General features: G+C 60.7%; 23 protein-coding genes. 9 read left to right on the forward strand and 14 right to left on the reverse strand.

The genetic code is table 11. The features are described 5' to 3' along the window. Nucleotides 1–34 precede the first annotated feature (34 nt). A complete protein-coding gene (locus AOZ07_RS15670; RefSeq protein WP_060702837.1) occupies nt 35–2,119 on the reverse strand; it encodes an ABC transporter ATP-binding protein in 2,085 nt (694 codons plus the stop codon). After that, on the reverse strand, nt 2,120–3,853 hold the full coding sequence (locus tag AOZ07_RS15675; RefSeq protein ID WP_060702838.1) for an ABC transporter ATP-binding protein: 1,734 nt from the start codon (nt 3,851–3,853) through the stop codon (nt 2,120–2,122). A 740-nt stretch (nt 3,854–4,593) separates the two neighbouring features. On the opposite strand from AOZ07_RS15675, the gene AOZ07_RS18885 reads away from it, so the two are divergent. From AOZ07_RS18885 to AOZ07_RS19115, 4 genes are all read left to right on the forward strand, one after another. Further along, nucleotides 4,594–6,957 (forward strand): Ig-like domain-containing protein, encoded by a 2,364-nt coding sequence (locus AOZ07_RS18885; protein WP_194943699.1) that lies wholly within the window; start codon nt 4,594–4,596, stop codon nt 6,955–6,957. Then, on the forward strand, nt 6,939–7,007 hold the full coding sequence (locus tag AOZ07_RS19255) for a hypothetical protein (protein WP_417935222.1): 69 nt from the start codon (nt 6,939–6,941) through the stop codon (nt 7,005–7,007). Before AOZ07_RS18885 ends, AOZ07_RS19255 begins: the two co-directional genes overlap by 19 nt. An 830-nt stretch (nt 7,008–7,837) precedes the next feature. After that, complete coding sequence (locus AOZ07_RS19110) at nt 7,838–7,996, forward strand: GntT/GntP/DsdX family permease (protein ID WP_236995206.1); 159 nt, start codon at nt 7,838–7,840, stop codon at nt 7,994–7,996. Between the two features lie 13 nt (nt 7,997–8,009). Next, nucleotides 8,010–8,204, forward strand: coding sequence for a GntT/GntP/DsdX family permease (locus AOZ07_RS19115; RefSeq protein WP_257720428.1), 195 nt, complete (start codon nt 8,010–8,012; stop codon nt 8,202–8,204). Nucleotides 8,205–8,569: 365 nt separating this feature from the next. Here the strand turns inward: AOZ07_RS19115 and AOZ07_RS18965 are convergent, their stop codons facing one another. From AOZ07_RS18965 to AOZ07_RS15700, 3 genes are all read right to left on the reverse strand, one after another. After that, nucleotides 8,570–8,911 carry a zinc-binding metallopeptidase family protein gene (locus AOZ07_RS18965; protein ID WP_207758456.1) on the reverse strand — a complete coding sequence of 114 codons (342 nt, stop codon included), beginning with the start codon at nt 8,909–8,911 and terminating at the stop codon, nt 8,570–8,572. Next, nucleotides 8,866–9,432 (reverse strand): M20/M25/M40 family metallo-hydrolase, encoded by a 567-nt coding sequence (locus tag AOZ07_RS18970; RefSeq protein ID WP_207758457.1) that lies wholly within the window; start codon nt 9,430–9,432, stop codon nt 8,866–8,868. Before AOZ07_RS18970 ends, AOZ07_RS18965 begins: the two co-directional genes overlap by 46 nt. A 64-nt stretch (nt 9,433–9,496) precedes the next feature. Further along, nucleotides 9,497–10,147: a 4a-hydroxytetrahydrobiopterin dehydratase gene (locus tag AOZ07_RS15700; protein WP_060703513.1), complete on the reverse strand. Its 651-nt coding sequence runs from the start codon at nt 10,145–10,147 to the stop codon at nt 9,497–9,499. A 194-nt stretch (nt 10,148–10,341) separates the two neighbouring features. Here AOZ07_RS15700 and AOZ07_RS15705 point away from each other — a divergent pair, with 194 nt between their 5' ends. Both AOZ07_RS15705 and AOZ07_RS15710 read left to right on the forward strand, forming a co-directional pair. Next, nucleotides 10,342–10,878 (forward strand): hypothetical protein, encoded by a 537-nt coding sequence (locus AOZ07_RS15705; protein ID WP_060702842.1) that lies wholly within the window; start codon nt 10,342–10,344, stop codon nt 10,876–10,878. After that, nucleotides 10,878–11,327, forward strand: coding sequence for a DUF421 domain-containing protein (locus AOZ07_RS15710; protein WP_060702843.1), 450 nt, complete (start codon nt 10,878–10,880; stop codon nt 11,325–11,327). Before AOZ07_RS15705 ends, AOZ07_RS15710 begins: the two co-directional genes overlap by 1 nt. Before the next feature lie 27 nt (nt 11,328–11,354). Here AOZ07_RS15710 and AOZ07_RS15715 read toward each other — a convergent pair whose 3' ends face one another. The 6 genes from AOZ07_RS15715 to AOZ07_RS15735 form a co-directional block, all read right to left on the reverse strand. Then, nucleotides 11,355–11,681 (reverse strand): hypothetical protein, encoded by a 327-nt coding sequence (locus AOZ07_RS15715; RefSeq protein WP_060702844.1) that lies wholly within the window; start codon nt 11,679–11,681, stop codon nt 11,355–11,357. 27 nt (nt 11,682–11,708) lie between these two features. Further along, nucleotides 11,709–12,290: a cysteine hydrolase family protein gene (locus AOZ07_RS15720; RefSeq protein ID WP_060702845.1), complete on the reverse strand. Its 582-nt coding sequence runs from the start codon at nt 12,288–12,290 to the stop codon at nt 11,709–11,711. A gap of 108 nt (nt 12,291–12,398) precedes the next feature. Next, complete coding sequence (locus AOZ07_RS15725) at nt 12,399–12,683, reverse strand: hypothetical protein (protein ID WP_060702846.1); 285 nt, start codon at nt 12,681–12,683, stop codon at nt 12,399–12,401. 217 nt (nt 12,684–12,900) lie between these two features. Continuing rightward, the gene (locus tag AOZ07_RS15730) at nt 12,901–13,146 is read right to left on the reverse strand and encodes a hypothetical protein (RefSeq protein WP_060702847.1); all 246 of its coding nucleotides are present in this window, start codon (nt 13,144–13,146) and stop codon (nt 12,901–12,903) included. A gap of 27 nt (nt 13,147–13,173) precedes the next feature. Beyond that, nucleotides 13,174–13,305, reverse strand: a complete 132-nt coding sequence (locus tag AOZ07_RS19170; protein ID WP_257720413.1) for a hypothetical protein — start codon at nt 13,303–13,305, stop codon at nt 13,174–13,176. Between the two features lie 27 nt (nt 13,306–13,332). Beyond that, complete coding sequence (locus AOZ07_RS15735) at nt 13,333–13,599, reverse strand: DUF7218 family protein (protein WP_060702848.1); 267 nt, start codon at nt 13,597–13,599, stop codon at nt 13,333–13,335. A 280-nt stretch (nt 13,600–13,879) separates the two neighbouring features. On the opposite strand from AOZ07_RS15735, the gene AOZ07_RS15740 reads away from it, so the two are divergent. Beyond that, complete coding sequence (locus AOZ07_RS15740; protein WP_060702849.1) at nt 13,880–14,770, forward strand: SDR family oxidoreductase; 891 nt, start codon at nt 13,880–13,882, stop codon at nt 14,768–14,770. 9 nt (nt 14,771–14,779) lie between these two features. Here AOZ07_RS15740 and AOZ07_RS15745 read toward each other — a convergent pair whose 3' ends face one another. Continuing rightward, nucleotides 14,780–15,880, reverse strand: coding sequence for a hypothetical protein (locus AOZ07_RS15745; protein ID WP_060702850.1), 1,101 nt, complete (start codon nt 15,878–15,880; stop codon nt 14,780–14,782). A 731-nt stretch (nt 15,881–16,611) separates the two neighbouring features. Then, entirely contained in the window at nt 16,612–17,988 is a 1,377-nt protein-coding gene (locus AOZ07_RS15755; RefSeq protein WP_060702852.1) for an NAD-dependent succinate-semialdehyde dehydrogenase, read from the reverse strand. 335 nt (nt 17,989–18,323) lie between these two features. On the opposite strand from AOZ07_RS15755, the gene AOZ07_RS15760 reads away from it, so the two are divergent. After that, a complete protein-coding gene (locus AOZ07_RS15760) occupies nt 18,324–18,734 on the forward strand; it encodes a DUF4383 domain-containing protein (RefSeq protein WP_060703514.1) in 411 nt (136 codons plus the stop codon). Then, nucleotides 18,731–19,405, forward strand: coding sequence for a hypothetical protein (locus AOZ07_RS15765; protein WP_194943700.1), 675 nt, complete (start codon nt 18,731–18,733; stop codon nt 19,403–19,405). Before AOZ07_RS15760 ends, AOZ07_RS15765 begins: the two co-directional genes overlap by 4 nt. Before the next feature lie 292 nt (nt 19,406–19,697). Here the strand turns inward: AOZ07_RS15765 and AOZ07_RS15770 are convergent, their stop codons facing one another. Continuing rightward, nucleotides 19,698–20,531 carry an MFS transporter gene (locus tag AOZ07_RS15770; RefSeq protein ID WP_236995207.1) on the reverse strand — a complete coding sequence of 278 codons (834 nt, stop codon included), beginning with the start codon at nt 20,529–20,531 and terminating at the stop codon, nt 19,698–19,700. Nucleotides 20,532–20,538: the final 7 nt, after the last annotated feature.

Raw genomic sequence — 20,538 nt, forward strand, 5'->3', positions numbered from 1 at the left:
AACTGCCAGAACCCGGGGCCTCCAGGGAGGAAAACTACTCGGTTTCCTCCTTGGCCTCCGGTGCCAATTCGGAAGCCACCGGAGTTCCAGCGGACACCGCGGCCACCGCTGCGGTATCCGGATTCGCATCCACGTCCTCGGCTGGACCAGCAAACTGCGACTGGTACAAGCGGTAGTACGCGCCCTGGGTCTTCAACAGATGCTCATGGTTGCCCTGCTCAACGATCTTGCCCGCTTCCATCACCAGAATGGTGTCGGCATCGCGGATCGTCGAAAGGCGGTGGGCAATCACGAAGCTGGTGCGATCGCTGCGCAATGCGGCCATCGCCTGCTGCACCAGCAACTCGGTACGCGTATCCACCGAGCTGGTGGCCTCATCGAGAATCAGCAGGGAAGGGTTGGCCACGAACGCACGGGCGATCGTGATCAGCTGCTTCTCACCGGCCGACACGTTGGTGCCTTCCTCATCGATGATGGTGTCATAGCCATCGGGCAATGCACGCACGAAACGATCCACGAAGGTTGCCTTGGCGGCCTCGATGACTTCCTCATCGGTGGCATCCAGACGTCCGTAGCGGATGTTCTCCATGATGGTGCCGCCAAAGAGCCACGCATCCTGGAGCACCATGCCCACCTTGGAACGCAGATCAGCACGCGAGAGCTGGGTGATGTCATGGTTATCGAGCATGATCTTCCCCGAGTTCAACTCGTAGAAGCGCATCACCAGGTTCACCAAGGTGGTCTTGCCGGCACCGGTCGGACCGACAATCGCCACCGTGTGGCCAGGGTCCGCATCAAAGGACAGGTCCTCGATCAGCGGCTTGTCCGTGGTGTAGGAGAAGGACACGTTCTGGAAGGAAACATGGCCGTCGGTGCGCTCAGGCAGGGTTGCCTGGGCGTCCTCGGGATCCTGCTCCTCGGCGTCCAGCAGCTCGAAGGTCCGCTCTGCCGAGGCCACACCGGACTGCAGCATATTCGCCACGCCGGCGATCTGGCCCAGCGGCTGGGTGAACTCGCGCGAGTACTGGATGAAGGCCGTGGCATCGCCAAGGCTCATCGCACCCGAAGCCACGCGCAGGCCACCCACGACGGCGATGCCGACGTAGGAGAGGTAGGACACGAAGTTCATCACCGGCATGATCATGCCGGAAACGAACTGGGCACCGAAGCTGGCCTTGTACAGCTCTTCGTTGCGGGCGGTGAAGCGATCAACCATGTCCTCTTCGCGGCCGAAGACCTTCATCAGCTCGTGGCCCGAGAAGGATTCCTCGATCTGGCCGTTGAGCGCTCCGGTGTTCTTCCACTGTGCTGTGAACAGCTTCTGCGCCCTGGAGCCGATGACACCGGCGGCAATACCGGACAGCGGCAAGGCAACCAGGGCAATCAAGGCCATTTGCCAGGACACCACGAACATCATGATGACAATGCCGATGACCGTCATGATGGACTGCACCAGCTGGCTCAAGGCCTGCTGCAGCGCATTTTGGATATTGTCCACATCGTTGGTCACGCGCGAGAGCACGTCTCCGCGCTGGCGGGTATCGAAGTAGTTCAGCGGCAGGCGGTTGAGCTTGTCCTCGACGTCCTTGCGCAGGTTGTAGACCACGCGCATGACCAGCTTGTTCAGCAGCCAGCCCGAAGCCCAGGAGAAGACCGACGCCACGAAGTACATCGAAAGGACAATCAGGATGAACTGCGAGAGCTGGGTGAAGTCGATGCCCTGACCGGGCACAAAATCGACCTTCGAGAGCATGTCCGCCTGGGTGCCCTGGCCAGAATCGCGCAGCTGCTGGATGACAACATCGGCCGGCGTCCCGGCAGGGATGTTCTTGCCGATCAAACCGGCAAAGATCACGTCCATGGCCTTGCCCAGAACACGCGGGGCAATCACCGACAGCACCACGTACACGGTGATCAGCGCGAACACCAGGACCATGCCCCACTTGTACGGGGACATCAGGCCGACAAGGCGCTTGGCCGATGGCCAGAAGTGCTCTGCCTTGCGCGCTGGAGCACCACCGCTCCAGTCATCGGCACCGGCGGCTACTTCAAATTCGTCAATTGCGGCCAGCTCGCTATCAAGCTGCTCCGGCTGCGCATTTTTCTGTTTCTTCGCCACTTAGGCCACCTCCTCCACGCTCAGCTGGGACGTCACGATTTCCTGGTAGGTTTCCGAGGATTCCAGCAGTTCTTCGTGGGTTCCCCGGGCCACGATTTCGCCGTGGTCCAGAACCAGGATCTGATCTGCCTCGGTAATCGTGGAGACACGCTGGGCCACGATGATCACCGCTGCGTCCTTGGTTGGTTCAGCCAAGGCTGCACGCAGCTTGGCATCGGTGTTCACATCCAATGCCGAGAAAGAATCATCAAAAAGATAGGTCATCGGCTTGGCCGCCAGGGCGCGGGCAATGCACAGCCGCTGGCGCTGGCCACCCGAGACGTTGGTGCCGCCCTGCGAGATGGTGGATTCGAGCTGGCCTTCGCGTTCGGTGACAAAGTCAGTTGACTGCGCGATGTCCAGCGCCTCCCACAGTTCTTCATCGCTGGCATCCTGTGCACCGAAGCGCAGGTTGCTGGCGATGGTTCCGGAGAACAGGTAGGGGCGCTGTGGCACTGCGGAGATATTGCGCGAGATTGCTTCCCGGCCCAATTCCTTCAGCGGCACGCCGCCAATGAGTATCTCGCCTTCCGTCGCGTCGTAGAGCCGCGGAATCAGATTCAACAGGGTCGTTTTGCCGGCACCGGTGGAACCGATAATGGCGGTGGTCTGTCCCGGCTTGGCGGTGAAGGAAATGCCCGAGAGGACCGGAGCTTCTGCCCCCGGGTAGCCGAAAGTCACGTCCTTGAATTCAACGGTGCCTGGTTCCGGAAGCTGGACCTCGCGGTCTGCCGCATCCTGCATCGACGGTTCGCTGCCAAGGACCTCGGAGATGCGGTCGGCCGACACCATGGCACGTGGAATCATCATGGCCATGAAGGTGCCCATCATGACGGCCATCAGGATCTGCAGCATGTACTGCAGGAAAGCGGTCAGGGCGCCGACTTCCACATCGCCGTTGTCCACCCGGTGGCCGCCGAACCAGAGCACTGCCGCCGTGGACAGGTGCAGGATCATGGTGATGGCAGGGAACATCAAGACGAACAGGTTGCCGACCTTCACGCCGAGGTCGGTCAGCTTCTGGTTGGCATCGTCATAGCGTTCGGTCTCGTGGTTTTCGCGAACGAAGGCGCGGACCACGCGGATGCCGGTGATCTGCTCGCGCAGCACTCCGTTGATCCCATCGATGCGCGTCTGCATCTCGCGGAACAGCGGCATCAGCTTGATGACCAGCAGGCCGACCACGATCAGCACCAGGGGCACCGAAACCCAGACGAGCCAGGAGAGCCCGGGATCCTCGCGGATGGCCATGACCACGCCGCCGATGGACATGATCGGCGCGTTGATCATGAAGTTCAACGCCATCAAGGTGAGCATCTGGATTTGCTGCACATCGTTGGTGCCGCGGGTGATCAGGGTGGCGGCGCCGAACTTGTTCACGTCCTGGGCCGAGAAGGTGGAGACCTTCTCGAAAACCGATTGGCGGATGTCGCGGCCGACGCTCATGGCGGTCTTGGCCCCGAAGTACACGGCGGCCACAGCGGTGGCCACCTGCACCAGGGCGACCATGAGCATTAGTCCGCCGGTGCGCCAGATGTAATCGATATCAGCTGTTCGCACACCTACGTCGATGATCTTGGCGTTGAGGCTTGGAAGGTAAAGAGTGGCCATGGTGGTGGCCAGCTGCAAAATGATAACGGCAATAATCCAGCCCGTATAGGGCTTGGAATGTTTCAAGATGAGCTTGAGAAGCATGTGGAAAATCCTCGCTGGCATCAGGCCCTCCGGCACCGCGCCGCTCCGGATTAAGGGCGCGATGATTGAAGGGCGCTTGCCAGTCTAGCTTGACAATAGGACAGTAGGAGTCATCCTTGCGATTGATTCTTCTCAACCAGTACCAAGCAACTGCTTTCCGCAGAATCCCGGGCGTAATGGCGTTAATCATAACTTATTGATTTAGTGGCGGAATAGCCGGTGCGCCAGTCGATACCCCACGAGTAGGAACGCAGAAACCTGTGCGGACCAATCTGGAACAAAACAACTCATTCACGGCCTGCAGTCTAGATCCGGCTCAACCGATGGCTCACTGCAGCCTGTGCGATCAGTTAGGTAATGGTCTTGAACCTAAGCCCCCTGCTGAGCGTTCTTCTACGTTGCGGATGTAGAACGTCAAAACTTGCAAGAACTTTCCTATGACAGCGTCACGATTACAGCAATCGTCTATCTACCGTATTGAGACAAAGGTCTATTTGCTCGATGGATCTCGCGCTGCCACATGCCCTGACTGGTCGCACTGACTATCCGGCGGCGAGCTCGCTAGATTCGACAACGATCGCTTTGGAGTGGAAATGAAACAGAATCATGTGCTTGGACGCATCGCGTCTGCCCATGGGGCAACCGTTCATCTCCCCATGGCACGCATCCGAATAGGACTGGGTATGCACCAATTAAGACATGCAAGGCCAATGCATAGATATGGAGCGGGGCTTCTAGCCTTGTTCCTTGTCATCGGCACTCTTTTAACCGGAACGACAGCCGCAAATGCCGCGACTAACGTTACGTATCCTGACGCTATCTCCAATATCAAGATTGAGCGTGAGAATGGTCAAGACGGCCCACTTAATCAGTGGGAATCAGCAAAAATTACCGCTGACTGGTCTGTTCCAAATGGAGCCAAAGCTGGGGATACCTTTGGCATGACTCTGCCCGCAGAATTTTCGCGCTGGGGTCAGGGAAATTTCAATATTGTCGACCCAGCGACCAATGAAGTCATGGCAACTTGTGAAGTCTCCGATGCAGGTAGCCCGGAGGTCATTTGCACTCTGACCAACGTAGTTGACGACCAAGAGAATATTGGTGGCTCCTTCTGGATGAGTGTCCAAGTAGACAAGTCCACGTCAGAAGAAAAAGTGGAATTCGAAGTCGGCGACGAGTTCGTTATTGTCGATCTTCCAGGCGAAGGCGGGATTGTCCCCGAGGACATGACGGCCCCGGAGTATCCAGTGAAGTGGGGCGGAGAAACTGATACCGAGGGTCGGTTTAGCTGGACTATCGCTGTTCCTGCGGGATTCGTGCAAGATGGCGGATTCAGGATTTCGGATCAACTGGACCCGACGCATGAAAACCACCATTACACGGGCGATGCACAACTCATCGAACGACCAGTTGAAGATGGTCAGCTGGTTGGCAATTGGCAAGTTGTCGACCCATCGCTTTACTCGATGACATGGTCGCAAGACATGAAGTCGTTTGAATTTGAGGCTCACGGTGTGAGCGATCAGAACACGTACCGTCTTCAGTATTGGACGGAAGCCGACGGGGTAGTTCTTGAAGGCGATGTTTTCGGCAATCAAGCTGTCGTTGGATCTACGAAGACTAGCTCGCAGCACCACGTGAAGTCTAAAGGCGGCGGCACGGGCACAGGCGAGGAATACACCCGGTTCACCGTTACTAAAACTGTCGAGGGGGACGGCTCAGCTCTTGTTAATGACGCAGTCTTTACGGTTGAATACAGCGTCAAGGGGTCAGACGCGGCTCCGAAGTTGATGACCGTTCCAGTCGGCCAGCCCACTAAAAGTGACCGCGAGCCACTGGGGTCGACATTCATTGTTGAAGAGATCGATCTTCCGGAGATTGACGGGGTAATTTGGAGCGAGTGGACCCTTGATGGCCCAGGGGTCACCAAGCTTGAAGATGGCACATACGAGGTAACGCCAGAAAGTACTGCCGGAGTCGAGCTGGCCCTGACCAATAACGCACAGGTTGCTCCCGAGGTCCATGGAAGCGTTCTATGGACGAAAGTTGGCCCACATGGCGATACCTTGCCGGGCTCCGAGTGGGAACTGACCGGTCCTGATGGTCAGCCAATGGCAGTGATCGACAATGGCCAAAGAGATGCCGACTCTGACGCGGGGAGTTTGAAGGTTCTCGACTTGCCTCTCGGCGAATACACCTTGAAGGAGACCAAAGCTCCCGAAGGCTACGTCTTATCTGAAGATGTCTTGGCTGTAACCATCAGCAAAGAGGAGCAAGAAGTCACCTTTGGCGCTGTCCAGAATACGCCGGTCCCTGTAGAACCGACTCCAAGCGAAACGCCAACCGAACCAACCCCAAGCGAAACGCCAACCGAACCAACCCCAAGCGAAACTCCAACCGAACCAACCCCAAGCGAAACTCCAACCGAACCAACCCCGAGCGAAACGCCGACGGAACCAACCCCAAGCGAAACTCCAACCGAACCAACCCCGAGCGAAACGCCGACGGAACCAACCCCAAGCGAAACGCCGACGGAACCAACTCCAACCGAGCCAACCCCAAGCGAAACGCCAACCGAGCCAACCCCAAGCGAAACTCCAACCGAACCAACCCCAAGCGAGCCAACCCCAAGCGAAACTCCAACCGAACCAACCCCAAGCGAAACGCCGACGGAACCAACTCCAACGGAACCAACCCCAAGCGAAACTCCAACCGAACCAACCCGAGCGAAACGCCGACGGAACCAACTCCAACGGAACCAACCCCAAGCGAAACGCCGACGGAACCAACTCCAACCGAGCCAACCCCAAGCGAAACTCCAACCGAACCAACCCCAAGCGAAACTCCAACCGAACCAACCCCAAGCGAGCCAACCCCAAGCGAAACTCCAACCGAACCAACCCCAAGCGAAACGCCGACGGAACCAACTCCAACGGAACCAACCCCAAGCGAAACGCCGACGGAACCAACTCCAACCGAGCCAACCCCAAGCGAAACGCCAACGGAACCAACTCCAAGCGAAATACCACGGTCTCCGGAAGAACACCTGGCCAATACGGGAACGTCTAGCGGGATTATTCTTGGAATTTCCGCGCTGGCTCTAGCTTCAGGAATCGTGCTGATCTTACTTCGGAAACACCGTAGGCATGGATAAGAACTGAAGAAGTTGGTGATTGGGCCGCCTGCTGCTGTAGATCTTTCGAACCATCAGCGGCCCTGCACCAATTGTGCGATGTGTACCGTCGCGGATATCGTGCCACTAGCTAACTAGCAGTGAGATATCCGGGACGGTATCGTCTATTCCCCAGCCGTTGGTTCTATTCCACGATGAACATCATCGGTTTATCCACCAACCGGCCCTACATTGCTCGCTCGCGCACGGTGAGATTTGGAATCTCGCCGTTCGGGTACACACTCTTTCCCACCCTATCTATGACCACCAGAGGCGAGTGCTGGAATGGTTCTCATCGTGGGTCGTCATCCCCGGACCAATTCCCACACCGATACCAGTACACACTGACGACAAGAAACTCATCTCATGTTCTCGCCCTACGCAGTGGAGAGCCTCCATGCCGACCCTTTCGATCAGGGATGCATCGAGGCTAGTTCCGCTTAATGGCTCCATGGACGCTCGCTATAGTCCCTTCGTAGCCCCGTAGTGCTTGAACCGATACTCGACTAAGCCCAGCGAACCCCTACGAAGATTTCTGAATCAGTAGCCTCCCGGAGCTTTTGACCGCCCATTATTAGTCACATCCAGACAGCTATCCGCATCCTAAGGAATACCCGCCTACCTTTGCGACGCTACTTCGAGGCAGCGGTTGACTCGCGAACAACAAGCCGAGTCTCCAGCAGAAAAGGGCGGGCAAATCGGCCTGGATCATCCGCCAAGGCCAACAGTCGTTCCACAGCAATTTACCCCATTGAATTCAACGGTTGGCGTTGGCGTACCGTGGTCAACGGCGGAGACATCCAAAGGCTATAGTGTGGCGCAAGACCAGCCTGCAATCGGTGGGCATGCCATTGATCTTGGCCGGATTCCTGAACGCCTTGATCATGCGCGTTGCCCAGGGTTCCGCCACCATGGCCGACACCACCGCGGCCTGGCTCGTGGCGTCGGCGGTCTCCGCCTTCGGCGACTAGGTCCTCGCTGGCCCTGACCTGCATAGTTGTCTCCATTGTTTCCGGCTCCATCACCCTCTACCACGTCAACGACTCGGGCTTCTGGCTGGTGAGCCGCTTCCTGGGCATCTCCACCAAGATTGCCCTGTCGACGTGGACTGTGATTGCCACCGCCATCGGTGTCATGAGCTTTGCGCTGTGCTGGTTGCTCTACACCCCGGTGGCCTAGCGCCACTCGTGTAGTTTACGGCTCCCGCGCCCAGGTAGGACAGCGCGGCCAGAACCTGGGTGCGGGTTCCTGTTTCAAGTGTTGGGTTGATGACGGGGGGCGAAGAACGGCGAGTGGTTCGCCGGGATCTTCGAGGCGACGGTGTCCTCGGCGGCCGCGGCCCGATATGCATCCGGATCCGCGCAGCCCACGGTGCAGTATATGTAAGGGATGCCGAAGGCATTGGGGATGGTGCTGCAATCTTCCGAGGCGGTGACCGGGTCAGCCTGCTAGAACTGGCTTTGGTCAAAGTGGGCCTCGAAGGCCTTGGTGACCCGGTCGTTGGCCACGGCGTCGTTGCCGGTCAGCGGGAACTGGTCGTAGAACTAGAAATCAGGTTCCTGCAGCAAGCCGGCGGCTTGGCATTCGCCGGGCATCATGCTCGCGGCGCTGCCGGCGTTCAACGCGCGCACAGTCAAAATGGCGAACTGCCCGGGCCGGGTTTCACGCGAAACAATGGTCTGCGGCATGAGCACGATGGACGAATCCAGGACCATCGGATCCACCGAGTTGTGCGGCATCGAGCCGTGGGATCCGTGCCCGCAGACGGTGATGTGCAGGTTGTCGCCTGCGGAAAGGATCGGCCCCGTGCTGGTGCCGATCTTCCCAGCTTCCACGGGCATCAGGTGCTGGGCCAGCGCCATGTCGGGCTTCGGGATCTTCTCCACCTGCCCGTCGGCCACCATGGCCTTGGTGCCTGCGGCGGTTTCCTCGGCGGCCCGAAGAGCGCGATATGGGTGCCGGACCCGGATTCCTGGTGCTCGGCGAGTATCTTCGCGGCCCCGAACAGGGTGGCGATGTACGTGTCGCGGCCGCAGGCATGCATGACGCCCTGGACACTGGAGGCATTGTCCAACCCGGTATTCTCGGTGACCGGAAGGGCGTCAATATCGGCGCGGGCCCGCACCACCGGCCCGGCCCCGATGGCCGGCACACTGACAACTCCGGTGCCGCCGATCTTGTGGATCTTATAGCCCAGGGCACAGAGCTCCGACACGATCCGCGCCGAGGTCCCATGCTCTTCCAGTCCCAGTCCGGGCTGCCGGTGGAAATGCTTGTAGGGCTCGGCGTTCCAGGGCAGCTGCACCATAATCGAAGCGATGATTTCTTGTGCAACGCCCACTGGTTGTCCTGCCATCTCCCTGAGCAGCGTCCAGCCCAAGGTTCCAGCTGACTCAGTTGCTGTCAAACTCTGCCTTCGCCGGCGGCCTGCCGAACGCGGCCGGCGATAGGCACGGCGAGCGCCGGCGCCGCTAGCGCTCCCGCTCGGTGCAGATGCAGAAGCGGTTGCCCTGCCGGTCGGTAGCCACCACGAAGCTCGGTGCTTGCTGGTCATCAAGGGCGGCTTCCTGCTCCCGCAACTTCTCCAGCACCCTGGAGCTTTCGGAATAGGGCTTCCAGACATCCAGATGGAACCGGTTCGGGTTGGGCGAGGCGGTTTCCTGGAACCAGATGGCCGGCAGCCTGCGGTCGGGATCCACCAGTGAACCATCATCCATCACCCGGTAGCCCAACCCGGCGGCCCACTGCGGCGCGATCTTCTGCGGATCATCGCTGTCGATGCAGACTTCCACGACGGCGATGAGCTCGGGGTGCGCGGCGACCCCCAGCGCCTGGGCCCTCTCGGAGATCTTGCTGGCCAGTGCGATATCGCGGGTGGTCACCGCCCCTCCGGCGTCGTGGGAGGTGGTGGTGACGAAGACTTTGTTGTACCGCCAGTCGACGTCCGGGTGATGCTGGTCCAATTCGGCCGCACTAGCGATCTCGTTCACCAGTTCGATGGCTGCTGCCGAGGTCTTGGCCTGGAAGACCGCGGCGATGGATCCGGGCACTTCGCGCCAGTGCGGCAGGTCCTTGAGATAGTCCCTGATTTGCTGCTTGTCGAGTACGTCTTGGTTGTTCATGGTGATCTCCTCCTGATGCCACGGTGGCACCATCTACTGGCTGGCTCAAGCACCTTGCCCAAATGCACAGGTTCGCGCCGCGGGGCAGGCAGGGTCGAGTTCTGGAAATCTCCTGTGAAGTGGGATCCTGCTGTCGTTCATAGCGATAGGGCGAATTAGCCTCGAAATCAGAGGCGCAAGGAGGACCCAGTTCCATGCAAAACATCTACCAGGCCACGGTCGATGACTCGACCTTGGATGACATCACTTCAGAAGAAGACAATAAGGGGCGGCGCCGGATTAGGCTGGCAACGCTGTTCGCGGTGGCTGCCCTTGTTCTTGTGGCCCTCTTTGGCGCATTCGACCGGGAGAAGACCACCGGGCAGCGCGCCGGCAACCTGGACATCCAGGTGGAATATCCGTTGGTGGTGCGGGCCGGGAATGAAATCCAATTGCGGATAGCGCTCAGCTCGACTCAGCCACTGCCCGAAACGGTCAAGATCTCCATCAGCGAGGACTACCTCATGTTCTTCGAGGATTTCTCTGCTTTCCCTGAACCGGAATCCCAGTCAAGCCGAGGCGATGGCACGGTGGAATTCGAGGTGGCCCCGGCGAAAGGGGGACGGTCGATGGTGGCCACGCTGACCGGTCGCGCTTCAGACCAGTGGAAACCGAAAACCAAGGGTTCGCTGGGCATCACCGCTGAAGACCTGCACACGAGCATTGACCTTGAAACCTGGAGGGCTCCCTGATGGAAATTGTCATCCGCGCGGCCGTTGCGTTCATCATCCTGTGGCTGGTGACACGAGCCTCCGGCAGGTCCACCCTCGGCGAGCTCAGCTCCTTCGAGCTGATCCTCTTTGTTGTCCTGGGCGATCTGGTGCAGCAGGGCATCACCATGGAAGACCGTTCGCTCACCGGCAGCCTGCTGGCGGTGTTCACCATGCTGGTTCTGGCTGCAGGACTGAACTATGCGAATATGCGCTGGCCGAAAGTGGGCAAGCTGATGCAGGGCCGGCCTATCGTGCTGATCCGCGATGGCGTGGTGGATCGCAAGGCCCTGCATAAGGAGCGCATCGGCCTGGATGAGCTGAGCATGCTGGCCCGGCAATCAGGCATCGAGAATTACACCTCTGTCAGGCTGGCTATTTTGGAAGCCAGCGGCAAGATCTCCTTCTTCACCCAAGAGGCGAAGGCATAGCTCCGCCGAAGAGGGAAGCTTGCCGCGCTACTGCTGATCCGGGCTCTGGCGCTGGTCGGGCAGGTTGGCCAGCCGTTGCGCGTCAATGCCCGCCCGGTCCTCCTCCGCCTCGTCATCCAGGGGAATCGGGTCGGCAATTCGCTGCTCATCGAGCGGTTCGGGGTTCAGCGCAAGCGGGTCATGGTCATTGTCGGCCAATACCTTCTCCACGCCATGCAAGGGATCCTCGGCATCCAGCGACTGGGGCGCATCCGATGAACCTTCTGCAGGCTGGCTGTTGCGGCCATCCAGTGGCTCCTCGGCGTCCAGGTCTTGGCGCAAGTCGTAGAATTCGGGATTTTCCAGTGTCATCATTGTTCCTTTCCTTGATTTTCCCGGCGGCTAGTGCGCCGAGGAGAACATCTGGCATAGCTGACTGGTGTCCATCAGCTTCTGCCGATGCTGTTCCTCCATGAACTTCAGCGTGCTCTGCTCCAGATCCGGCTCTGCACAGGCAGTGGCATCGATGCCCAAGGCCACCGGCAGGTTCGCCGCAAATGCATCGGCCGCAGTGGCGGCGATGCAGGTGTCCAGCGAGACTCCGGCCAGGGCAATGGATGTGGCCCGGTGCTGCGAGAGCAACGCGAGCAGCCCGGTGTTCCAGAACGCGCTATCGCGATGCTTGATCACCTCAATGCTCAGGGATAGATCGAGCCCCTGAAGATTGGCTGCTTGCGGTGTTCCCTCGAAAAGATAGCCCTGGTCGTCCTCGAGCATCTTCAACGTCCAGGTCGATTTGTCTTCCTGGTGCACCGTGCGCACGTTGAGAACCAGGACCCCGGATGCGCGGGCGGCGGCGGCCAGCTGGTTGCAGTGCGACAGCATGCGCTCGCGCACCGCAGCCAGTTCCGGCGCTTCGAAAAATCCTTGCTGCAGGTCGATCAGCACCAGGGCAGGGCGGGTGAAATCGCTGGTAGCGCCCATCTCAGGTGTTCCCCGCGCCATGCTGGCTGCGCACGGTGGATCGCCGGCAGCGCTTGGCCCGGCAAGCTGGCATCAATAACCTCCTGCGTTGCGGCGACCGCCAGCATCCTAGCGTTCGGCCTCGTCTTCGTTCTGCCCGGCTTCGTACTGGTCCTGGATCGAATCGTCGAGCTCAGGGTCTGCTCCGGCCACCGGCTCGGTGTGCGGCGGCTGTGGTCCGGGCTGGGCATTTCCCTGTTCCACGTCGTCCTCGGAGCCATCGGCTTGTGCGGGAAGATGCTCGTCGTCAGGCTGGCCGGCTGGCCAGGTCTTTTCCACCAGGTCCTTGTCCGGATCCTTCAAGCGCTCTGCGGCATGCCCGATCAGGTCTTTTGCCTTGTCCAGAATTCCCATGGTCCTTCTCCTTTGCCGGATTATTTGCTTGCTCTTCTAACGGGTACCAGCTTCAGCGGTCCGCGGTACATGCTTAATCAGCTGTTGCCAGCGACGCGGCGGATGCTCCGGCCCACCAAGCCCGGCACACCAGGCACCTGGCGGAAGATTTTCCCCTCGGTGCCCCGAGGTGTTCGTGCGCGGAGGTCATGGTGCTGGCTCTCCCGCCAGCGCCGGGTCACACGCCGTTCGCGTCGGTTCCCCCTCGCGGATGATCCACGCTGCTGCGACCGCGCACGGCCCGATACAGGCCGTAGAGGAACACCAGTGCACCCCAGCCCACGACGATCCATAAGGGCCCGGAGGTGCTGTCCGGCGCTGCCACCACGGCATAGACGGCGAATCCTGCCGCCAGCAGCCCGCCGATGACCATCAGCCAAAGCCCGGGACGAGGACGATTCCTATTGATCTGGTTTTCCTGCATGGCATTTCCTTCCCTGCATCAAGCGGCTTATCCGGCATCGAAGCGATCTTCGTCTTCCCCGGTGAGTTCTTTGTCTTCATCATTGATGTGGCCTGCGCGGACCACCTGCTCGTCGTTTTCCTCGGGTTCCAGGTTCTCCGGATTCTCGTGATCAGCCATTGCCCTGCCTTTCTCTGCGTGAATGGGCTAGGAATTGCGCAATGCGTCGATCAGTTCTGCCTTGCGCATCTTCGAGCGGCCCTCGATGCCAATTTCCTTGGCCCGTGATTGCAGCTCCTCAACGGTCCAGCTTTCGTACTCGCCGGATTTTCCGCCGCGCTTGCCAACCGCCGAACGCCCGTCCCGGGCCGCGGCATTGGCGATCCGCGCTGACTTCGCCTTGGAGTTTCCCTCGTCGCGCAGTTCTTCGTAGAGTTCTTCGTCCTTGATCCTGCTCTTTGATTCGCTGGCCATTCTCATCCTCCTTGCTGGCGGGTGGAACCCTACCGTAGGCATTAACCCGCAGCCGAGGACAGCGGCCCCCTGAGTCTTTGCGCTAAATCCCAGACTTCCGCTCTAGCACAAAGTGCGCCAGCAGGAAGGAAGCTGGATCGCGGCCGAATGCCAGCTGGCCATTCGCGCTAAAACCAGGGCCGCCGGTTCAGCTGATCCCCCTTGGGGAGCAGGGTGGGAACTCCCAGACGCCGGCACACGAGCAACTTCGGCGTCCTGTTTCCCTAGGAGGAGGAACCCCATGTCCGAGAATTCACCGCAGTCCAGCCGCGCCGGCAAGGAACGCATCAGCCCGCCAGAACAACGCCAGCCAGAGCCGGGGCTGGACCAAAAGCTGCAGCCCACGGCGGATCACGGCGAGCGCAGCTACCAGGGCCGGGACCGGCTCGCCGGGAAGCGGGCGCTGATCACCGGTGGCGATTCGGGTATCGGGGCGGCGGTGGCCATTGCTTTCGCCCGCGAAGGAGCAGACGTGGCCCTGGCCTACCTGCCCTCCGAGGAACCCGATGCCCAGGCGATCGCCGCGGTGCTTGATGATGCGGGCATCGATGTGCACCGGCTTCCCGGCGACCTGCGCGACCACGGCTACCGCGACTCGCTGGTGGACGAAGCATCGGCCGCCTTGGGCGGACTGGACATCCTGGTCAACAATGCCGGCAAGCAGATCAGCGTCGAGTCATTGGAAGAGCTGAGCGATGAACAGGTGGAAGCTACCTTCGATGTGAATATCTTCGCGATGTTCGCCTTGAGCCGCGCCGCGTTGAAGGTGTTGCCCGAGGGAGGCTCGATTATCAACACGACGTCCATCCAGGCCTTTGATCCCTCGGATCACCTGATGGATTATGCCGCGACCAAGGGCGCGATCAGCAACTTCACCAAATCATTGGCCTCCCAGGCAGCCAAGCGCGGAATCAGGGTCAATGCCGTGGCCCCGGGCCCCATTTGGACTCCCCTGCAGCCTTCGGATGGCCAGCCCATCGAGGCGCTGCCGGAATTCGGGCACGATACCTGGCTTGGCCGCGCGGGCCAGCCGGTGGAAGTCGCCCCGGCCTATGTTTTCCTGGCCAGCGACGATGCTTCCTACGTGGTGGGCTCCACGGTGCATGTCAATGGCGGCAAGAACCAGCCGTAGCCAGGCGGGCTAACTGGGTTCATCGCCCGGTGCGGAAATCGAGAAGTCCATGTTGCGCCGCTCGTATTCGCGCTGGCTGAAGGTGGCACGCTGGACTTCTTCCACGTTCTCGAAGCTGGAGCCGATGGCGCCGCCCATGGTCCCCAGCGATGATGCCAGCCATGCCAGGTTCACGTAGTCGGCCAGCGTGACGCCGTGGCGCAGCTGGTAGGCCAGGTATTCCTGGTCGATGACGATCAGCGCGCCGGCCAGCAGAGCCAGGAACATCAGCAGGTACATGGCCGCGGCGGCGAATCCCACGGTCAGCACGGTGGCGGCGTTGTAGACGACCAGGCGCTCGCGGCGGCGGCTGCCCTTGGGGCTTTCCCACAACCGGTTATGCAGCAGCAGCCACAGGGTGAGGATCGCAATGCTGGAGAGCGTGATCAGCCACAGCCGCTGGGTGGAAAGATAATCGGCCATGGACCAGATGCTGGTGTAGAACACGCCGAAGGCCCCGGTCGCCACGGCGCCGGCCAGCGCTGAAGACAAGCGCGGAACGAGCTTCCAGGGGCGGTTGCTGCGCACCATGCCGGCGATGAGCAGCAGCCGTCCACGCAGCCCCTCGATGCTCGAGATCCGGTTCTGCTCGTTTTCCGCATCCTGCCAGCTTGCGTGCACGCTTATGGCACGCCCGAGCGGTGTGGGCGCCGAGCCGGGGGACTGGCCAGTGGATAATTCCTTGACCAGCTCGGCCAGTGCCGAGGCCACGGTGCGCGGCCGGGCCAGTCCCAGGCTGGGCATGGAGAGCACCGCCGAACAGGATTCCGATGCCACGACCGAGCGCACCGGCCGTTGCTGTACGTAATGCGGTGCATCGGTGAGGTAGATGATGTAGTCCCAACCGTGTTTCTCGCGCAGCTTCGGCACCTTGTCCTCCAGGGCCACCCTGCCCGAGTCTCCCAAGGGCAGGGAGAACGGTGCGACCTGCACCTCCCAATGGACTTCATGCTCTTCCAGCTTCGCCAGCACTCCTTCGAGCCGCCTGGCTACGCGATTGGCCATGGCATCGGCTGTGCCGGGGTCGGCTATCAGTCCGACCACGCAGGCCGAGGATTCTGGCACGTTCATAGGCACCCCTGATGGTCTCTGTGTTCCTGGAATGATTTCTTCTTCCACCCTAGGAAGCAATTCGGACAGCCGCAGGCCGCTCCAGCAATCTTGCAGGAAAGTTGACGCAGCCCCATCTACCCTGGGGTTAGAGTGAAAATAAAAATTCCGCAATAAGAAAGTTGGAGATCATCTCCTAGTCCACCGCTGCCCTGGCCCCTGTCGATGCCGCACCAGCCTTCAGCCTCGACGACGCGCGCCGAATGACCGTCTCGCTGGCCGACTACGCAGGGCAATGCGTCATCGTCTACTTCTAGCCCAAGCCCGCCACTCCGGCTGCATGACCGAGGCCTGCGACTTCCGCGACAACCTGGGCTCGCTGCAGGCCGCTGGCTACGCGGTGCTGGGCACTTCCCCGAAGCCCCGACTCTTCAGCCAGCTTCGCCGACGATGAATCCCCTAACTTCCCCCTCCTGTCACCCCCGGACAATGCCGTGGGCAAGGCCTACGGTTCCTTCGGGGTAAAGACTATTCGCGACAAGATGTTTTCTGGCACCCTGTGCTCCACCGCGGTGATCGATCCGCACGCGAAGATTTCCCAGATTGAATAAGTGGTGGATGCCAAGGGCCACGTCGCGCGCCTGAGGCAGCCGCTCGGTCTCTAGGACGAAGAACCGGAATTCACGCGGCGGCGCTCCGGTGAAGCAAGGGTGTCTTGCACTTCACCGGAGCGCTGCAGCTCATGGTGCGATCTAGCGTCCGGCGATTTTCACCAGCTTGCGGTTGATGAATTCATCCATCCCGTACTTACCCAGCTCACGTCCGATGCCAGAACGCTTCACCCCGCCAAAAGGCAACTCAGGAGAGGACGCCGAAGGCTCATTGATGGCCACCATGCCGCTGCTCAACCGGGCGGCAATGCGCTCGGCCTGCTCCAGATCCTGGGTGTGGATGGAGGCACCCAGCCCGTAATCGGTGTTGTTGGCCAGTTCAACGGCTTCGTTCTCGCCGTGCACCTTGTATAAGACCGCCACCGGGCCGAAGAGTTCCTCGGAGAAGGCACGCATCTGCTCGGTGACCCCGGCCAAGATGGTTGGCTCGTAGAAGGCGCCAGGCCCTTCTACCTGCTTGCCGCCGGCCAACACCGTCGCACCCTTGTCGATGGCGTCCTGGACCTGGGCCGCCAGGCCATCGCGCGCCGCGGCCGAGGACAGCGGTCCGAGGAAGTTTTCACCCTGGGTCGGATCCCCGACCTTCATGCCGGCCACCTGGTCCACCAACGCCGCTGAGAATTCCTCGTAGACCGAGGAGTCGACGATGAAGCGCTTGGCCGCATTGCAAGCCTGGCCGGTATTCCCGAATCGTGCGCGCATCCCCAGCTTGGCGGTGCGGGCGATGTCGGCGTCCGCGAACACCAGGAACGGGTCAGAACCACCCAGCTCAAGCACGACCTTCTTAAGGTGGCGCCCGGCGATTTCCGCCACGGCCGAACCAGCCCGCTCCGAACCAGTCAGCGAAACTCCCTGCACCCGGCGGTCGGCAATGATGTCTGCAACCTGGTCATTGGTGGCAAAGATATTCACGTACGCGCCCTGTGGCGCACCTGCCTCCTGGAAGATTTGCTCCATGGCCAGCGCCGATTCCGGACATTGCGGGGCATGCTTGAGCAGGATGGTGTTGCCGTTCATCAGGTTGGGAGCGGCGAACCGGGCCACCTGGTAGTACGGGAAGTTCCACGGCATGATCCCCAGCAGCACACCCACGGATTCCTTGCGTACCAGGGCGCGGCCGCCGGAAGCGATCTCCAGCTCTTCGTCCTCCAGGAATTTCGGGCCGTTCTTCGCGTAGTAGCGGTAGATCGCCACCACGATGCTGATTTCACCCAGCGACTGCTTGATGGGCTTGCCCATTTCCCGGGTGATGATCGCCGCGAGCTCGTCCGCGCGGGCCTCGTAGATGTCCGCCACACGGTTGAGCAAGGCTACTCGATCTTCCAGCGCGGACACCGACCATGCCTGATAGGCCTGATCCGTGCTGGATAAGGCCTGTTGGATTTGCTCATCGCTGGCCGTGGCAAATTCTGCTTCGATTTCACCGGTAGCTGGATTGGTCACTGCGTACATGCTCATGCTGCTCCTGTTCCTCAGACGTTGTTGTGCTTGCTTCCAACACTGTCATTTCGCGGGGGCGCACCATAGGCATTTTCCCAAATAACGGGCCATGTTCGTAGCTGGCGAACGCCCGCCCTTCCAGATTGAGCCCCGAGCCCGTAGCCCACCTCGCCTATTTGCCCACAGCAGAACCTGGTGCAGCCGAGGCACCAGCAGCAACCATGCAGGCAAATAAATTCAGCGGCACCCAATCCACTGCCGCGGGTTCTCCGAAGTACTTCTACAGGGTTCGTTCCGGAACCTGCACAACTCGACGCGGAATCCACTCCGCGTCCCAGGAAGGACTGATTGCAATGCGCACATCACCTAATCGCTTGCTCGCAACGACTTTCGGAGCTGTATACCTCCTCGTCGGCTTGCTCGGGTTCCTCGTCACCGCGGGCGTGGATTTCTTCGCCACAGAGGGTGGCAAGTTGATCATTTTCGAGGTCAACCCACTGCACAACGTCATCCACCTGGCCATTGGCGCAGTACTGCTCATCGCCGGGCTCGGATCCGTGAGGGCGTCCAAACTCGCCAACTCGACCGTGGGCGCCGTCTACCTTCTGGTGGGCATCTTGGGGCTCTTCCTAGCATCGACGTCCCTGAACATCATTGCCCTGAACGGTGCCGATAACGTCCTGCACCTGGCCAGCGCGATCGTCCTGTTGTCGGTGGGCCTGTCCCAGGACAAAGCACCCGTAGCACGTACTGCACGGTCATGAATTCCCGACTAGGCCGGCGGCCTGCCATCGAACCCACCGTCCAAAGGCAAGGTGCGGTGGCAGGCTCCGGTGCCATCGGCGGCATCTACGCGGGAATCGCTGGACTGGGCATCGCGGCTCTGGCCGCGGCATCCTCCTCCAGCTTGGCATCAAGGTTCTCGGTCGAAGCCACCACGGCTCCCTGGTGGGTGTGGCTCGGCGCCATAGCGTCCGCCGCCTGGGCGGGGCTAGCACTGATCTACTCCGTGGCCAGCCTGCGCAAGTCATCAGCGCCAGCGCCGAAGATCGCGGTTCGCTGCCTGGCGGTAGTCTCGCTAGCACATCTGGCCAGCATCGCCCTGGGTCTTGCGGGAATCCCGGGAAGGGAGAAATTCCTGGATCTCACCGTCGTTTCCCTGCTATTGCTGGAGCTATCTGTAGTCGCAGCCATCATGTGGCAGCGAAAACGGCAACGCAAATCGACACGCGGACCCGCTCGGTCCGGCAGCCTAGCAGTGGTCGGAGGCATATTTGCCGCATCGGTGGTGGTGTCCACGATCGCCAGTATGGGATTAGCGGCCTCCGCCGCGGGCCATCTGGCGGTACCGCATTCTGAGCATGGAGCCCACCATACGGAAGGCATTGAGCCGGGCATCATCGACAAGATGAAGCAGGAAGAACACCACCACTAGCCATGACTCTAGTTCCCATGTTCCAGCGCTACCCACTCGTGGCGAACAACTGGGAACTGCCACCTCCGGAATCGGGACTGCTTTGGGGCAGTCCCGAAGATTCCGCGGACGGCCACACCTGTGTGGCCACTCTTCGAGCCTCTCTCACCGTCCCAACATCTACATGATCATGACGGCCATCAGCTCGATGTTGAGCAGCAACCCGAGGACCAGGATCCGGACCAGGTGGACACCAGCCAGTTCAATCCCGACTGATTCCATCCTGGCGCCTTGGAGCGGGCCATCTGGCCAGCTAGCTGATTCCCGTGGAGGCATCCAAGGTGCAGGGCTCAATGCCGCTTCGCCAGGAAAAGACGGCGAGGACTGAGCCCAGCAGGCCTATGGTCACGAGGACGAGTGCCGTTTCGGCAAGCCCGAGCACCGCTCCCGTTGCTCCTGCCAAGGGGTAGGTGATCAGGAAGCACGCGTGCGACAGCGAGATTTGGGCCGCGAAGATGCCCGGCCGGTTCTGTTCTGTGCTGTTGCGCCGAAGCAGCCGCGAGGAAGGGGTGAGAATTGTCGCGATCGCGGCGCCGATCAGCAGCCAGGTGGCCATCAGCGCAATCCACTGGCTTGTCCCCCGTCCCCAATGGATTGTGCCGGATGCAGCCAAAAGCAGCAGGGGCAAGCAGCCTGCACCGCAGAGCATGACCCGGCGGTCGGGGAAACGATCCAGCAAGCCGGGTACGGTCAAAGCCACCATCATCGATCCGGCGCCATAAGCACCGAGCAGCAGAGCGGAATGCGTCTGGGAGCGGCCGAGCCCGCCTTGCACCAGGACCACCGCGTTGACAATGACCATGGCTGTAGTCGCGGCCACCACCAGATTCAACGCCATCAAGCTGCGCAGTTCGGGACGGGCCCAGAATGCCTGCACGCCTCCAGTGAACCGATGGAAGAATTTGGTGTTGCCTGGCGCCATGCTCTCCGGGAATTCCGTAACTGAGACCAGCACCGCGGAGCAGGAAAACCCGAGAACCGTTCCCAAGAAGAGGCTGTGATAGCTCGTGGCGGCCAGCAGGAGCGTGGCCAACAGCGGACTGATCAGCGATTCCATGTCATAGGCCAGACGGGAAAGCGACAGCACCCGGTGT

The organism is Glutamicibacter halophytocola (genome assembly GCF_001302565.1).
Lineage (GTDB): Bacteria > Actinomycetota > Actinomycetes > Actinomycetales > Micrococcaceae > Glutamicibacter > Glutamicibacter halophytocola.

Bases quoted from the DNA above. Each gene is read 5' to 3' on its own strand.
- AOZ07_RS15675 (WP_060702838.1), bottom strand. From the start codon at position 3,853: ATGCTTCTCAAGCTCATCTTGAAACATTCCAAGCCCTATACGGGCTGG.
- AOZ07_RS15700 (WP_060703513.1), bottom strand. From the start codon at position 10,147: ATGAACAACCAAGACGTACTCGACAAGCAGCAAATCAGGGACTATCTC.
- AOZ07_RS15705 (WP_060702842.1), top strand. From the start codon at position 10,342: ATGCAAAACATCTACCAGGCCACGGTCGATGACTCGACCTTGGATGAC.
- AOZ07_RS15710 (WP_060702843.1), top strand. From the start codon at position 10,878: ATGGAAATTGTCATCCGCGCGGCCGTTGCGTTCATCATCCTGTGGCTG.
- AOZ07_RS15715 (WP_060702844.1), bottom strand. From the start codon at position 11,681: ATGATGACACTGGAAAATCCCGAATTCTACGACTTGCGCCAAGACCTG.
- AOZ07_RS15720 (WP_060702845.1), bottom strand. From the start codon at position 12,290: ATGGGCGCTACCAGCGATTTCACCCGCCCTGCCCTGGTGCTGATCGAC.
- AOZ07_RS15725 (WP_060702846.1), bottom strand. From the start codon at position 12,683: ATGGGAATTCTGGACAAGGCAAAAGACCTGATCGGGCATGCCGCAGAG.
- AOZ07_RS15730 (WP_060702847.1), bottom strand. From the start codon at position 13,146: ATGCAGGAAAACCAGATCAATAGGAATCGTCCTCGTCCCGGGCTTTGG.
- AOZ07_RS19170 (WP_257720413.1), bottom strand. From the start codon at position 13,305: ATGGCTGATCACGAGAATCCGGAGAACCTGGAACCCGAGGAAAACGAC.
- AOZ07_RS15735 (WP_060702848.1), bottom strand. From the start codon at position 13,599: ATGGCCAGCGAATCAAAGAGCAGGATCAAGGACGAAGAACTCTACGAA.
- AOZ07_RS15740 (WP_060702849.1), top strand. From the start codon at position 13,880: ATGTCCGAGAATTCACCGCAGTCCAGCCGCGCCGGCAAGGAACGCATC.
- AOZ07_RS15745 (WP_060702850.1), bottom strand. From the start codon at position 15,880: ATGAACGTGCCAGAATCCTCGGCCTGCGTGGTCGGACTGATAGCCGAC.
- AOZ07_RS15755 (WP_060702852.1), bottom strand. From the start codon at position 17,988: ATGAGCATGTACGCAGTGACCAATCCAGCTACCGGTGAAATCGAAGCA.
- AOZ07_RS15760 (WP_060703514.1), top strand. From the start codon at position 18,324: ATGCGCACATCACCTAATCGCTTGCTCGCAACGACTTTCGGAGCTGTA.
- AOZ07_RS15765 (WP_194943700.1), top strand. From the start codon at position 18,731: ATGAATTCCCGACTAGGCCGGCGGCCTGCCATCGAACCCACCGTCCAA.